This is a genomic window from Mesorhizobium sp. J428, assembly GCF_024699925.1.
Classification (GTDB): Bacteria; Pseudomonadota; Alphaproteobacteria; order Rhizobiales; family Rhizobiaceae; genus Mesorhizobium_A.
This window is the reverse complement of record NZ_JAJOMX010000001.1, coordinates 319,875-333,511: the sequence shown is the minus strand read 5'-3', so window position 1 is coordinate 333,511 and position 13,637 is coordinate 319,875. Positions and strand designations below refer to the sequence as shown.

General features: G+C 65.0%; 16 protein-coding genes. 3 read left to right on the top strand and 13 right to left on the bottom strand.

Going from position 1 to position 13,637, the window contains the following annotated elements:
• Nucleotides 1-12 precede the first annotated feature (12 nt).
• The 3 genes from LRS09_RS01640 to LRS09_RS01630 all read right to left on the bottom strand — a co-directional run bounded on the left by LRS09_RS01640 (nucleotide 13) and on the right by LRS09_RS01630 (nucleotide 2,680).
• The gene (locus LRS09_RS01640) at nucleotides 13-1,308 is read right to left on the bottom strand and encodes an ATP-binding protein (protein WP_257810101.1); all 1,296 of its coding nucleotides are present in this window, start codon (nucleotides 1,306-1,308) and stop codon (nucleotides 13-15) included.
• 135 nt (nucleotides 1,309-1,443) lie between these two features.
• Nucleotides 1,444-2,151, bottom strand: coding sequence for a response regulator (locus LRS09_RS01635; RefSeq protein ID WP_257803836.1), 708 nt, complete (start codon nucleotides 2,149-2,151; stop codon nucleotides 1,444-1,446).
• A gap of 4 nt (nucleotides 2,152-2,155) precedes the next feature.
• Complete coding sequence (locus LRS09_RS01630) at nucleotides 2,156-2,680, bottom strand: MarR family winged helix-turn-helix transcriptional regulator (protein ID WP_257803835.1); 525 nt, start codon at nucleotides 2,678-2,680, stop codon at nucleotides 2,156-2,158.
• A gap of 248 nt (nucleotides 2,681-2,928) precedes the next feature.
• Between LRS09_RS01630 and LRS09_RS01625 the strand changes: the two genes are divergently transcribed.
• The 3 genes from LRS09_RS01625 to LRS09_RS01615 all read left to right on the top strand — a co-directional run bounded on the left by LRS09_RS01625 (nucleotide 2,929) and on the right by LRS09_RS01615 (nucleotide 5,035).
• A complete protein-coding gene (locus tag LRS09_RS01625; RefSeq protein WP_085466018.1) occupies nucleotides 2,929-3,822 on the top strand; it encodes a branched-chain amino acid aminotransferase in 894 nt (297 codons plus the stop codon).
• A 153-nt stretch (nucleotides 3,823-3,975) separates the two neighbouring features.
• On the top strand, nucleotides 3,976-4,272 hold the full coding sequence (locus tag LRS09_RS01620) for a hypothetical protein (RefSeq protein ID WP_257803834.1): 297 nt from the start codon (nucleotides 3,976-3,978) through the stop codon (nucleotides 4,270-4,272).
• A gap of 124 nt (nucleotides 4,273-4,396) precedes the next feature.
• A complete protein-coding gene (locus LRS09_RS01615; protein WP_257803833.1) occupies nucleotides 4,397-5,035 on the top strand; it encodes an MBL fold metallo-hydrolase in 639 nt (212 codons plus the stop codon).
• 6 nt (nucleotides 5,036-5,041) lie between these two features.
• Here the strand turns inward: LRS09_RS01615 and LRS09_RS01610 are convergent, their stop codons facing one another.
• The 10 genes from LRS09_RS01610 to uvrB all read right to left on the bottom strand — a co-directional run bounded on the left by LRS09_RS01610 (nucleotide 5,042) and on the right by uvrB (nucleotide 13,534).
• Nucleotides 5,042-5,338, bottom strand: coding sequence for a hypothetical protein (locus LRS09_RS01610; RefSeq protein WP_257803832.1), 297 nt, complete (start codon nucleotides 5,336-5,338; stop codon nucleotides 5,042-5,044).
• A gap of 116 nt (nucleotides 5,339-5,454) precedes the next feature.
• A complete protein-coding gene (locus LRS09_RS01605) occupies nucleotides 5,455-5,661 on the bottom strand; it encodes a cold-shock protein (RefSeq protein WP_257810100.1) in 207 nt (68 codons plus the stop codon).
• 299 nt (nucleotides 5,662-5,960) lie between these two features.
• The gene (locus LRS09_RS01600; protein ID WP_257803831.1) at nucleotides 5,961-6,398 is read right to left on the bottom strand and encodes a hypothetical protein; all 438 of its coding nucleotides are present in this window, start codon (nucleotides 6,396-6,398) and stop codon (nucleotides 5,961-5,963) included.
• 166 nt (nucleotides 6,399-6,564) lie between these two features.
• Entirely contained in the window at nucleotides 6,565-6,777 is a 213-nt protein-coding gene (locus LRS09_RS01595) for a cold-shock protein (RefSeq protein ID WP_257803830.1), read from the bottom strand.
• A 217-nt stretch (nucleotides 6,778-6,994) separates the two neighbouring features.
• Nucleotides 6,995-8,188, bottom strand: coding sequence for a DNA methyltransferase (locus LRS09_RS01590; RefSeq protein WP_257803829.1), 1,194 nt, complete (start codon nucleotides 8,186-8,188; stop codon nucleotides 6,995-6,997).
• Between the two features lie 37 nt (nucleotides 8,189-8,225).
• Nucleotides 8,226-8,912: a spermidine synthase gene (locus tag LRS09_RS01585; protein WP_257803828.1), complete on the bottom strand. Its 687-nt coding sequence runs from the start codon at nucleotides 8,910-8,912 to the stop codon at nucleotides 8,226-8,228.
• A 43-nt stretch (nucleotides 8,913-8,955) separates the two neighbouring features.
• On the bottom strand, nucleotides 8,956-9,297 hold the full coding sequence (locus tag LRS09_RS01580) for a hypothetical protein (protein WP_257803827.1): 342 nt from the start codon (nucleotides 9,295-9,297) through the stop codon (nucleotides 8,956-8,958).
• A 38-nt stretch (nucleotides 9,298-9,335) separates the two neighbouring features.
• Nucleotides 9,336-9,932, bottom strand: a complete 597-nt coding sequence (locus tag LRS09_RS01575; protein WP_257803826.1) for a DUF922 domain-containing Zn-dependent protease — start codon at nucleotides 9,930-9,932, stop codon at nucleotides 9,336-9,338.
• Nucleotides 9,933-9,940: 8 nt separating this feature from the next.
• Entirely contained in the window at nucleotides 9,941-10,540 is a 600-nt protein-coding gene (locus LRS09_RS01570) for a YdeI family protein (RefSeq protein ID WP_257803825.1), read from the bottom strand.
• Between the two features lie 6 nt (nucleotides 10,541-10,546).
• Nucleotides 10,547-13,534: an excinuclease ABC subunit UvrB gene (uvrB, locus tag LRS09_RS01565; RefSeq protein WP_257803824.1), complete on the bottom strand. Its 2,988-nt coding sequence runs from the start codon at nucleotides 13,532-13,534 to the stop codon at nucleotides 10,547-10,549.
• Between the last annotated feature and the right edge of the window lie 103 nt (nucleotides 13,535-13,637).

The following is a 13,637-nucleotide window of genomic DNA, read 5'->3' as shown; positions in this document are numbered from 1 at the left end:
GCCCCGATTTCCTTAGGCCGGCACTCTCACCACGGCGCGCAGGCCGCCCATCGGGCTGTCGTCGAGCGAGATGTCGCCGCCATGGCTGCGCGCGATGTCGCGGGCGATGGAGAGGCCGAGACCCGTGCCGCTGGCATCCTGATTGCGCGCTTCGTCCAGCCGGACGAAGGGCTTGAAGACGTCCTCGCGCCGGTCGAGCGGGATTCCGGGGCCGTCGTCGTCCACGATCATCGTCAGCGAGCCCCGGCGATGCGTCGCCGTGACGGAGACGTTCTTTGCGTAGCGGAATGCGTTGCCGACGAGGTTGGTGGCGAGCCGCGTGAAGGCGTGCGGGCGCACATGCACCTGCGGCTCGCCGACGAGCGCGATCTTCAGCGTCCTCTTGCGCAGGTTCGCCTCTTCCTTGAGGCGGTCGAACAAAGCGTTGAGGTCGAGCGTGCCGGTATCCTCCGAGGCCTCGCCGCGCGCGAAGGCGAGATAGCCCTCGAGCATGGACTGCATGTCGTCGATGTCCTGGTCGAGCGCGGCGACGTCGGCCTTGGAGCCGGTCAGCGCCAGCTGGAGGCGAAACCGCGTCAGGATGGTGCGCAGGTCGTGGCTGACGCCCGTCAGCATGGCGGTGCGCTGCTCGATCTGGCGCTCGATGCGCTCGCGCATCTGGATGAAGGCGAGGCCGGCGCGCCGCACCTCCTCGGCGCCACGCGGCTGGAAGTCGGCAGGCGGCGAGCGGCCCTTGCCGAACAGGTCGGCCGCCTCGGCCAGCTTCTGGATCGGGCGGATCTGGTTGCGCAGGAACAGGATGGCGATGGTGAGCAGAACCAGCGAGGTGACAACCATCCAGACCACGAAGATGTGGCTGTTGGAGGCGTAGGCCTGGCTTCGCCGGGCAAACACCCTGAGCACCTTGTTTTCAAGCTGGATCCTGACCTCGACGATGCTCGAATTGCCCACCGTGTCGATCCAGAACGGACGGTTGATCTGGCGGGTGATCTCGGTCGACAAGATGCCATCGAGGATCGAGAAGAACGGCTTCGGCCCGGGGGCGGGCAGGGGATCCGGCGGCAGGAGGTCGATCTTGAGCGCCAGACGCTCCTGCGCGATGCGGATGACGTCGGCGTAGTTGTCGCCCGGCGGGTAGGTCTCTATCATGTCGATGATCGCCGCGATATCGCGGACGACGGCCGTCGACAGGCGTTGGGTGACGAGCTGCCAGTGGCGCTCCATGAAGACGAAGGCCACCACGCCCTGCAGCAGGATCATCGGCGCGATGACGATGATGAGCGAGCGGGCATACAGGCCCTTGGGCATGTAGTGGGATACGCGCCGCCACGCCTTGCGCCAGATCAGCGGCCCGCGCGGCCGCCATCGTCGCAGGAAGGCCTCGATGCCGCCGGGCCGGACGTCGGTGGGATCGGTCGCCGCCATGTCCGCCCTCGGCCGCGCCTATTCGACGCTCAGCCTGTAGCCCACCCCGCGCACGGTCTGCAACCACACGGGATTGGCCGGATCGCGCTCGATCTTGCGGCGCAGGCGGTTGATCTGCACGTCGATGGTACGCTCGCCGACTTCGGCCTCGCCGCCGACCAGTTCGTGCCGGGGAATGGTCTCGCCGATGCGGCCGGCGAAGACCGACAGGATGTCCTGTTCCCGGTCGGTCAGCTTGATCGTCTCGCCGCCCTTCTTGAGCTCGCGACGCGCGATCTGGAACGTGTAGGGGCCGAAGACGATCTGCTCGACCTTCGGCGTTGGCGGCGGGCCGCCACGGCGCAGAATGTTGTTGATGCGCAGGATCAGCTCGCGCGGGTCGAAGGGCTTCGGCAGATAGTCATCGGCGCCGGCCTCGAGGCCGGCGATGCGGCTGTCGGTCTCGGAAAGCGCGGTCAGCATCAGGATCGGCATGTTCTTGTCGACGCGGAGCGCCTTGGTGAGTTCGACGCCGGTTTCGCCGGGCATCATCACGTCGAGCACCAGAAGATCGAAGTCCAGGCCTTCCAGATGGCGCCGCGCTTCGGCCGCCGTGCCTGCCACGGTGACGCGGAAGCCGTTGCTCGTGAGGAACTGCTTCAAGAGATTGCGGATGCGCGTGTCGTCATCGATCACCAGAAGGTGGGGCGCGTCGTCTCCCGGGGGCGTCCGGTTTTCCTCGGTCATCTCCTCATCCCCTCTCGGCGGATTTCGAGCCTGGAAGTTCATCAACCTGGACCCTCAGCTCGGGTTTGACCATGCCGCGCAGGAAACCTTCGATCGCCTCCCGCTCGGCGGGGCTGTAGTCCCGGATTGCCTCCGCGATGCGGCGGGACTGTGGCGTGGCGAGCACCAGAGCCAGTTCCCGGCCCTTGGCGGTCGGATAGAGCTCGCGCTGCCTTCGGTCCTTGAGCCCTTGCACCTGGACAATGTAGCCCGTGTCGACCAGCTGTTTCAACACGCGCGCAAGGCTCTGCTTGGTGATCTGCAGCACGTCGAGAAGCTCGGCCACCGTCAGGCCCGGTCTGCGGTTGACGAAATGGACGACACGGTGATGCGCCCGGCCGAAGCCGTATTTCTCCAGGATCTGGTCCGGATCGGAGGTGAAATCCCGATACGCGAAGTAGATGAGTTCGATGATCGCGAAATCGATCCCGGCCTCGCGGGTCAGCGCGGTTCGGATCGGTTCCGGGGTCGTCTTGATACGTGCCTGCATCGGTCCTCGTAGGCCATTTTGAATTTTATGTCAGCCTTGTTGACATAAATTAGTGCGGCTGGTAATTTTTGCCAAGCTTTTCGGCGCTTGGCGACTGAAAAGCCAAGGGATGAACGCTTTTCCCGTAACTTCCTTCTCACGGATGGTTCCGTTTCCCGGACCTCCGGCCTGCGGTGGCGATTCGCTGCCATGCGGCTTATGATTGGAAGACGGCGAACAATGAGGCCGGCACGGCCAAGGAGTGTGACATGGCATCGGTTCCCTTCGACAAGCTCGATGGTTACATCTGGATGAACGGCGAATTCGTCAAATGGGCGGACGCCAAGATTCATGTGCTCACGCACGGTCTGCACTATGCGAGCGCCGTGTTCGAGGGCGAACGCGCTTATGGTGGAGAGATCTTCAAGCTCACCGAGCACACCGAGCGCCTGCACGAATCCGCGCGTATCCTTGGCTTCAAGATCCCCTATTCGGTCGCCGAGATCGATGATGCATGCCGCGAGGTGCTGCGCAGGCAGGGTTTCAGCGACGCTTATGTCCGCCCGATCGCCTGGCGCGGCTCGGAGATGATGGGCGTGTCGGCGCAGAACAATCGCATCAATTGCGCGGTCGCCATCTGGCAGTGGCCGAGCTACTTCGATCCCGAGCAGAAGCTGAAGGGGATCCGCCTCGACATTGCCGAGTATCGCCGCCCGGATCCGCGTACCGCGCCGTCGAAGTCGAAGGCTGCGGGCCTCTACATGATCTGCACCATCTCCAAGCACAATGCCGAGGCGAAGGGCTATGCCGACGCGATGATGCTCGACTGGCGCGGCCAGGTTGCGGAGGCGACCGGCGCCAACATCTTCTTCGTCAAGGACGGCGTGCTGCACACGCCGAAGCCGGACTGCTTCCTCGATGGAATCACCCGCCGCACCGTGATCGATCTGGCCAAGCGCCGGGGCTACAGCGTGGTCGAACGCGCCATCATGCCCGAGGAACTCACAGGATTCTCGGAGTGCTTCCTGACCGGCACCGCGGCCGAGGTCACGCCGGTTTCGGAAGTGGGACCGTATCGCTTCACGCCCGGGGAAATCTCGCGCAATCTCATGAACGACTATTCTGCCGAAGTGCAGCCCAAACGGGCGATCGCCGCAGAGTAGAGGCGGGTTTTTCGGATGCTGAAAACGGGCGGTCATCGACCGCCCGTTTTCTTTGCGCGTGAGTCATTTGACTTTCGTATTATTCAGGCTCTCATTGTCGCAGGCTTGGCTGATAGGCGGCCACGCCTACCTTGGAGGGGAAAGGACAGGCACATGGAAGCACTTCTTCCGATCATCATTCAGATCGTCACGGGTATCATCGGCGGCCAGGCGGTAGGCGCTGCGATCAAGCAGGCGGCAATGGGCCAGCTCCCCAAGATCATCAGCGGTGCGCTCGGCGGCGTCGGCGGTGCTGCCATCCTTGGCAGCCTGCTGGGTGGTGCGGTCGATCCGGCGGCGGCCGGCGGTCTCGCGAGTTCGCTCAACCTCGAGAACATCGTGGGTGGTGCTGGCGGCGGTGCGATCCTGACCGCCATCGTCGGCGCCATCATGAACGCGATGAAGAAGTAAGCGGGACGGCCCTCGCCCTGCTTCCGACGGGCGGCCGAAGCGCCGCCCGTTTCTTTTGGGTGGACGCCTTGCCGCCCTGCCGCTAATCCCTGCGCAGCTTCCACGACAGCAGGAAAGGCCGACGATGGGTCGATTGAATGCCGGAATTATCCAGGTCACGCCGTTCCAGCAGAATTGCACGATCCTGTTCGACGACGACACGAAGGCCGGCGTGATCGTCGATCCGGGCGGCGACGTGGACGTGCTCGTCAAGGCGATCGAGGACAACGGCTTCAAGATCGGGCAGATCTGGATCACCCACGGCCATCTCGACCACGCCGGCGGCGCCATGGAGCTGAAGGAGCGGCTGGGTGTGGAGATCGTCGGTCCGCACATCGCCGACGCGCCGCTGCTCGCCAATATAGAGAACCAGGCGATGCGCTTCGGTGTCACCGGCGTGCGCAATTGCACGACGGACCGTTATCTTGCCGAGGGAGATACCGTCTCCTTCGGCGAACATGTCTTCGAGGTGCTCCACTGTCCCGGCCACGCGCCCGGCCATGTCGTCTATTTCAACCGCGCGGCCCGCTTCGCGCATGTCGGCGACGTGCTGTTCAACGGTTCTGTCGGGCGGACCGACCTGCCGGGCGGGGACCATGCCGCGCTGATCCGCTCGATCAAGGAAAAGCTCCTCCCGCTCGGCGACGACATCGGCTTCATCTGCGGGCATGGGCCCGGAAGCCGCTTCGGCGACGAACGGCGCTCAAATCCGTTTCTGGCCTGAGAGGGGCTATCCGCCCTTCGCCATTCCCACGAGTTGCTCGCGATCCGGCCGCGGGCGCGGCTGGCGATAAGGGTTGTCGCCATCCATCTGTGCGCCGTTCTGCGCCGCGATCTGGGCGGCGATGATGGCGTTCAGCGTCGCGGCGAGATTGAAGTTCGGGCGCAACTCAACCGGCTTGCCCGGTAGGTCGGCAAGCTGTGGGGCAGGCCTTTCGATCGCGCCGTTGCCGGCGGCGTGACAGACCGATGCGCCTGAGCCGGCAATGGCGGCAACGGCCAGAAGAACGCGGGAAATCGACAACATATCAGCCTCCGCGCATACGACCGTCATGGCCGTACGCGCCGCAAATCTCGCCCGTTCCGCCTGAACCGTGGCTGAATGACCGGTTCAGGCCGCGTTCGCCCCGCCCGCGCGGGGTGTCAGCCGACGGTCAGGTTGACCGCCTTCGGCCCCTTGCCGCGCTTGTCCGGCTCCGTGTCGAAGGAAACCTTCTGACCATCCTGCAGGCCGGTCAGGCCGGACGCCTGCACGGCGGAGATGTGCACGAAGATGTCCTTGGCGCCGCCATCGGGCGTGATGAACCCGAAACCCTTGGCATGGTTGAAGAATTTGACGGTGCCTTGCATTTGGCCCATTGCATGCTCCCTTTTCAGTCACTGACATGCCGCGCCTTTCCTTAACCCCGGCGCGTTCGGTTGGTTACTGGAGGAGATGCAATTCGCACGATCGCAGCGGAGCCGTCCCCACGGCTCACTCTTTCGGCGATCCGCCTGCGAAAAGCGCACGCTGAACGCAGGCAAGCAGACACACTCTCCGGGCCGGCAATTACCCGAAGCCCGAATAGTCAACAAAATCGCCGCTGGAGCAAGCGAAACTTTCGTGGTGGCCCAGCCTCCGACTGGAGGCCGGGGGGAGGCAGATGGCGTCAGTCGCAGAAGGTGACCGGGCCGATGCTTACGCAGGCGCCGGGACGGAAGCTTTCGGCGCGCCGAAGGATACGCGGTCGGCAACTGTCTCCGACGTGCCGGTGGACGACAGAACCGCCATATTCGGGCAGATAGTGACGGCGGGCGTCGCGATGGCAGTCGACCGGCGGGCGGGGAGGTCCGGGGATAAAGCCGGGCCCGCCGCCGGGGCCGTCGACGCGAACAGGGCGGCAACTGCGGCCGCGGTGATAGTGCCAGGCGCGGCGGCCGAATTCCGGAACGTAATGCCGCTCGACATCGCGGTGGCAGCCCGAGACGTTGACGATCAACCCTTCGGACAGGGCAGGAGACTGGCCCGGCTGTGCGGCGCTCGCCGTCAGCGGTGCGGCCGACGCTATCGACAACGCGAGTGCGGCGGCGATCTTCACGAAACGCATGTCTTGTTCCTCCAGCCTTCGGGCCCATGCCGAGGCGGAAAACATCGCATGAAAGCAATCGTCAGCAAAGTCCGAAGCATGGCGTCGGTTAAGACCTGGAAACAAAAAAGCGCGGCGCCTGAGGCGCCGCGCTATCGTGTCCCGAAATCGATCCGACGGAAGCGGATCAGGCCGGACGGAGGTTGACCGCCTTCGGGCCCTTGCCCATGCGGTCCGGCTCGACGTCGAAAGAAACTTTCTGCCCGTCGACGAGCGTGCGCATGCCCGACTTCTCGATGGCCGAGATGTGCACGAAGACGTCCTTCGCGCCGCCATCCGGCGTGATGAAGCCGAAGCCCTTGGTTGCGTTGAAGAATTTAACGGCACCGGTCTGCGACAATGGGGAATCTCCTTTTCCCGTGGGTCATAAGCGTCTGCGCGGTTTGCACAGGGTCGCGGCGTCGGATCGTCACGATGTCGGGGAAAGGCGGTCCAAAACTCATCCAGTCTCCGGGTCAGTCAGTGCCCGAACATCACAAGCTATGGCAGAAGGCTGGCTGATTGACAAGATGTCGCGGACCGGCAAGGCATCGACTCAGTATTGAAGCCTCAAAGTTCTACCGTCGGCGGAACAGGCAGATGCGGTTTGTGTTGGTACCACGGCTATTGTTGCCGACGCCCCAGCAGTTCGCGGTCTTGGTGAACGCCTGATCGTTGACGATGACGCCGATGAAGTCCAGCGGCAGGCCTTCGGCTGCCTCCGCCACATGCCGTTCGAGCAGGATCCTGCCTCCTCGCACCTCCCCGACCTCGAAGGCGACATGCCCTCCGGGGCGCACGACGCGGGCCAGTTCCGACAGAGCCGCGCGCACGAAGGCGGTCCATTCCGCCACCGTCCTGTGGTGGTCGATGGCGACGGTCTTCGGGTCGATACCCGCAAACCAGCAGCGCAGCCAGTTGTCGCCGGCATAGTCGACCACGTCGAGGAAGGGCGGCGAGGTGATGGCGAGCGCTACGGACGCATCGGCAAGGGCCGGCGTGTGCGAGGCGCGGCCGGTCATCAGGAGCGGTGGCTCGGCCGGTGGGGGGAGGGGACCGGCAAGCAGGCTCGCGGATTTGCGCAGGATGATGGCGGCGATGTCGCGCCGGGGAGGCGTCTGGCCCCGCTTCGTGTTGATCCTGCGCTGTGAGGCGACCGACACGGCCTGGTTTGGCGGCAGGGTGTAGACGGAGAAGAAGCCGGAGGAGTGACCGGTGAGCCGGTTGATCGCCACCATGCGGATCCACTTCTCGGCCCGCGTCAGCCGGTCGGCCCGCGCGAGCAGCCAGGCACGCAGCGCCGCAAGCTGGCGCAGCGTGTCGGGATGGTAGAACGCGAGCAGGTCTGGATCGGACTCCGCTTCGACGTCGAGGTCGATAGTGGCGAGGGCTTCCCCGACCTCCTCAAGCGCCGGCGGCGAAAGGCGCGGGCCGACCAGCATCGCCGACAGCGGGTTCACGTCGTTGCCCGCGGCGCGCCGCCCGAGCAGGGCGGCCTCCAGCGGCGTCGTGCCGCGTCCCATGAACGGGTCGTAGACGAGGTCGCCGGGCTCGGTAAGCCGTTCGATGAAAAAGCGCGGCAGTTCCGCCTTGAAGCACGCGCGGTAGGAGATCTCGTGCAGGCTGGATGACTGGCGCTGGCGCGCGGTCCAGAACTCGTTGACGAAGTAGGTGAGACCGTCGCGTGCGACGATTTCCGTCGGGCGCCCGAATCCCGAAAACGCCGCCAGAGATTCCGTGATCCCGGAAGAAAGGTTCGGATGCGCGGTCATCGACGTAACGGTAGCCGCTAACGCACGATTCGGCGAGTTATCTCGTCGCCAGCCAGACAACATGGCGCGCGCCCTTCCTTCCGCGATGTGCGCGCACCATAACCTCCTCGACGGCGAATCCGGCATCGCGCAGGCGCTTCGAAAACGCGCGGTCCGGCCCTTGCGACCACACGGCCAGCACGCCGCCCGGCGTCAGCGCTGCGCGCGCGGCGGCGAGCCCCGCGTGGTCATAGAGCCTGTCGTTGACGCGACGGGTCAGCCCTTCCGGGCCGTTGTCCACGTCGAGCAGAACGGCGTCCCACCGCGGCGCCTGACCGCGGTCGGTTTCCGGTCGGATCAAGGCGGCGACGTCGGCGATCTCTACCGTCACCCGCGGGTCGTCCAGACACCCGGCAGACAGCTCCGCCATCGGCCCGCGTGCCCAATCGACCACTTCTGGCACGAGTTCGGCGACCGTGATGCGCGCGTCCGGTCCGAAGGCGGCCAGGGCCGCCCGCAAGGTGTAGCCCATGCCGAGGCCGCCGATCAGCACGGACGGCGCCTTTCGCCCGGCGAGACGCTGTGCCACGAGCGTGGCGAGCGCCTCTTCGGAGCCGGAGAGCCGCGAGTTCATCAACTCGATCGTTCCCGACATGATCGAGAACTCGGCGCCCCGACGCTTCAGCCGCAGTTCGCCGACGCCGTCGGGCACGGCGGCGCTGGCCAGATGCACCCAGGGAATCATGTGAGACGAATCTTGAACCGGGCGACGGGTGACAATACCGCGCTCACTTCGCCACGCCGATCTCGGCCTTGCAGATCGGCTCGGCCTTGAAGCTTTGCTCCATCCAGGCATCGCCCTTCGGATATTCGTGGATGAAGGTGGTCAGGTCTTCGGAATAGGTCCTGCCGAAGAAGGCGAGCGCATCCTCGCCGAGCCCTGCCTTGGCGAATTCGCCGGCGAGACAAGAACAATAGGGGTCTGCCTTGTCCGGCGAGACGTCGGCATCGAGCCCCTGCCGGTAGTAGTGGCCGCAGTCGCGACCGAAATCGGGTTTGGGCGGCTCATCGGCCCCGGCTGAACAGGCAAGAAGGACGGCAGCGGCCGTCCACGTCGTCAGCGTTTTCATGGTCGTTCCCCCCGCAAGGACAGGGATTCGTATCGCGTTCACCCGCCGTTGACCAGCGCCAGGATGAGTCGGTGGACGTTGCCGTCCTTCGCCATCTCGGCCCTTTCGAAGGCGCTGTTCTTCGCCTTGTAGGCGAGGCCGGCGTCGAGGATCGGCTTCTTCACCCGTTCCTTGATCTCACGGCAGCCGGGATCGTTCTCGACCACCATGCCGACGGTGGTGTCGAGGATGTCCTGGGTCATCTGACGGATGTAGTCGCCATGCACCTTCTCATGTGCCCGGATGCCGTCGATGAAGCTTTTCCAGACCCTCTCGGCCGATGCGGGCAGCTGTGAAGACGGCTTCGGCAGCGTGTAGGTGATCGTCAGGAACGGCTTGGCCGATACGAGACGGCATGACGTGCCCTCCGGCACGTAGTTGCGGCGCCATTTGAGGTCGTAGTTCGTGACCGCGATCGTCCGCGTCGGGCCGATCGTCGGTCCCTTCTCACCGATCGACGTATAGAGCTCCGGGCCTGTCGTGCCGGAGATGGCATAGGTCTTGACGACCTCGGTCGCCTGCCAGTCGGCGGCATGGGCCGAAAGGGAGGCCGCCAGCGTCGTGGCAACGGCTGCCCCGAGGAAAGAGCGACGCACTCTTCGTGTCATGTCTTGCCCTGAGGATAGATCGTCTCGCCGCGCTTGAGCATCTCGACGAAGGCAGCGATGCGCCTCTGCCGCGCGGCCTCGGTCTTGAGGTTGTGCAGGCGGAAGGCGAGGGCGAAGCGGTTCTGTGCCGAAAGCCTCGGGAGCATCGCCTTGGCGTCCGGTTCGGCATCGATGGCCGCCTGGAGGTCGGGCGGGATGGTCATGTCTTTCGAGCCACCATAGGCGCGGTCCCAGCGACCGTCGGCCTTAGCTGCCTCGACGTGTCTGAGGCCATGCTCGGTCATTCGGCCTTCCTCGACCAGGCGGCCGACATTGTCGACATTGATCCTGCTCCAGACGCTCTTGCGGCCACGCGGCGTGTAGCGCTGGAGAAAGCTCTTCTCGTCGAGGCTCTTCTTGATGGCGTCGATCCACCCCCAGCACAGGCAGACATCGATCGCCTGCTTCGGCGTGATCGACGGGACACCCGACACGACCTTGAAGATGCGGATCCAGATCTCGTCGGCGCAATCATGGTTCTCGCCGAGCCACGCGTAAAAGGCGTCGGCGCTTGAGAACTCACGGACGTTGGCGGGGTCGACTTTGACGGGCGCCACGACGTCTTACTGCCCCGGACGTCCGGTCTTGCCTGGGCGGCGCTTCTGACGCTTTTCGTCGGCGGGGTCTTCGTAGGAACCCACTCCCACCTTGCCGCGCACCACCGGCTTGACGTCGTCCGGCTTTACCGGCTTTGCGCCTTCGACCGGCTTCTCGGTGCGCCGCACCGTCATTTCGTCCAGCGTGTTCTTGCGGAACAGGCCGCGACCGTCGTTCGGAGTCCCGTAGTCGGAGCCGTGTGCCTCGCTGGCGGTCTGCTTCCTGAACAGCGAGCGGTCGATAGCGCCGGCCGGCGTCGCATGGTCGCCGGACGTGCCCATCTCGTCGAGGGCTGGCTTGGCGAAGAGCGATGCCGTCGTTGCCTTCGGCTTGCCGCGTGCGGCGTCTTTGCGCGACTGCTGCGTGTTTTCAATCGCAACATCACGCGCCAGCGGATCGTCGGCCACCGCAAGCTCGGCCTCGCGCAGGCGCTTGATTTCGTCGCGCAGGCGGGCAGCGCGCTCGAAGTCGAGGTCGGCGGCGGAATCGCGCATCTCCTTTTCGAGATGTTCCAGATGCGCCTTGAGATTGTTGCCGACGAGGTTGTTGACGCCACCGCTGCCGCCGGAAGGAAGCTCTGCGCGGACATGGTCCTTCTCGTAGACCGAATCGAGGATGTCGGCGATGCGCGACTTCACGCTCTCCGGCGTGATGCCGTGGGCGGCGTTGTATTCGAGCTGCTTCTCACGGCGCCGCTCGGTTTCCGCCATCGCTCGTTCCATCGAGCCGGTGATTTGGTCGGCATAGAGGATGACCTTGCCGTCGACGTTGCGCGCGGCGCGGCCGATGGTCTGGATCAGCGAGGTTTCCGAACGCAGGAAACCTTCCTTGTCGGCGTCCAGAATGGCGACGAAGCCGCATTCGGGGATGTCGAGACCCTCGCGCAGCAGGTTGATACCGACGAGGCAGTCGAAGGCGCCGAGGCGCAGATCACGGATGATCTCGATGCGCTCCAGCGTGTCGATGTCGGAGTGCATGTAGCGGACGCGGATGCCTTGCTCGTGCAGGTACTCGGTCAGGTCCTCGGCCATGCGCTTGGTGAGCACGGTGCAGAGCGTCCGGTAACCCTTCCGCGCCGTATCGCGGATCTCGCCCAGCACGTCGTCGACCTGGCTCTTGGCCGGGCGAACCTCGACGGGCGGGTCGATCAGGCCGGTCGGACGGATGACCTGCTCAGCGAATACACCGCCGGCCTCTTCCATCTCCCAGTTGCCCGGCGTCGCCGAGACGGCGATCGTGGTCGGGCGCATGGCATCCCATTCCTCGAAGCGCAGCGGCCGGTTGTCCATGCAGGAGGGCAGACGGAAGCCATATTCGGCCAGTGTCGCCTTGCGGCGGAAGTCGCCGCGATACATGCCGCCGATCTGCGGCACCGTGACGTGGCTCTCGTCGATGAAGACGATCGCGTTGTCGGGAATGTATTCGAACAGGGTGGGCGGCGGATCGCCCGGCCGGCGGCCGGTGAGATAGCGCGAATAGTTCTCGATACCGGCACAGGAGCCGGTCGCCTCGAGCATTTCCAGATCGTAGCGCGTGCGTTGCTCCAGCCGCTGCGCCTCGAGCAATCGCCCAGCCTTTTCAAGCTCCTGTAGCCGGTGCTGCAGCTCTTCCTTGATCGACTTGATGGCCTGATTCAACGTCGGACGTGGCGTGACGTAGTGCGAATTGGCGTAGATCTTGACCGACTTGAGGTCGCCGGTTTTCTGGCCGGTCAGCGGGTCGAACTCCATGATGGAGTCGATCTCGTCGCCGAACATCGAGATGCGCCAGGCGCGATCCTCAAGGTGGGCGGGGAACAGCTCGATCGTGTCGCCGCGCACGCGGAACGAGCCGCGGGTGAAGTTGATCTCCTGACGCTTATGCTGCGCCACGAGGTCGGCGAGAAGCTGGCGCTGGTCCAGCCGGTCGCCGACCGTCATCTGGAAGGTCATCGCCGTATAGGTCTCGACCGAGCCGATACCGTAGATGCACGACACCGAGGCGACGATAATGACATCGTCGCGCTCCAGGAGCGACCGGGTCGCGGAGTGGCGCATGCGGTCGATCTGCTCGTTGATCGACGATTCCTTCTCGATATAGGTGTCCGTGCGCGGGACGTAGGCCTCCGGCTGGTAGTAGTCGTAGTACGAGACGAAATACTCGACCGCGTTGTTCGGGAAGAATTTCTTGAACTCGCCGTAGAGCTGGGCGGCCAGCGTCTTGTTCGGCGCCAGGATCAGCGCCGGGCGCTGCGTCTCCTCGATCACCTTGGCCATGGTGAAGGTCTTGCCGGAGCCGGTGACGCCGAGCAGGACCTGGGTGCGGTCGGCATTGTCGACGCCCTCGACCAGATCCTTGATCGCGGTCGGCTGGTCGCCGGACGGCTTGTATTCGGTCTCCATCTGGATCGCGATGCCGCCTTCCGACTTTTCGGGCCGCGCCGGGCGGTGCGGCACCCATAATTCGCCGTTTTTGTGCAGCGGATTGCCGCTCTCGATCAGGTCCGCCAGCGCCTTGACGGTGGCGGTCACGCTCGACGAAGCCAGCGAGCCAACATCCTCCAGGTTGATGTCCAGCCCGGCGACGGGGTTCAGTCCGGCGGCCGCGCGATCCTTGGCGCTCGCGGCGCCGCCCATCGACGTGCCGCGGCCGGAGCGCGTCGGCGCAGACGACCGTTCGGGAATTTTCTTGCCGGGCTTCGCGGGAGCGCCAGCCTCGCCGCGTTCGGCCATGACGCGGTGTGTGCCGGCGGCCGAGCGGATGGCGCGGGTCTCCGACCTGCGCCCCTCGGCCTCGGCGGCCTTCTCCAGGTCGCGCACCCAGTCCGCGACGCTGCCGGAAAGAGGTGCGCCTTCGAACTCCGCCTGTGGCGCCTCGGCGAAGCCGCGCGGCTCCAGCGGCTCGGATGCATCGTGGAAGTCGGTCATCTGGCTGCCACGCTTACGCATGGCGTTGCGGTCGGAGGATTTGGCCATGTCCCAAATATGGGCGGAGTCCCCCGCGAAGGGAAGGGCGGAGGCGATTTGCTGGTTACGTTGACGGCTTCTCCTGACAAAGCGCTGTCAGCACTCGCATTTG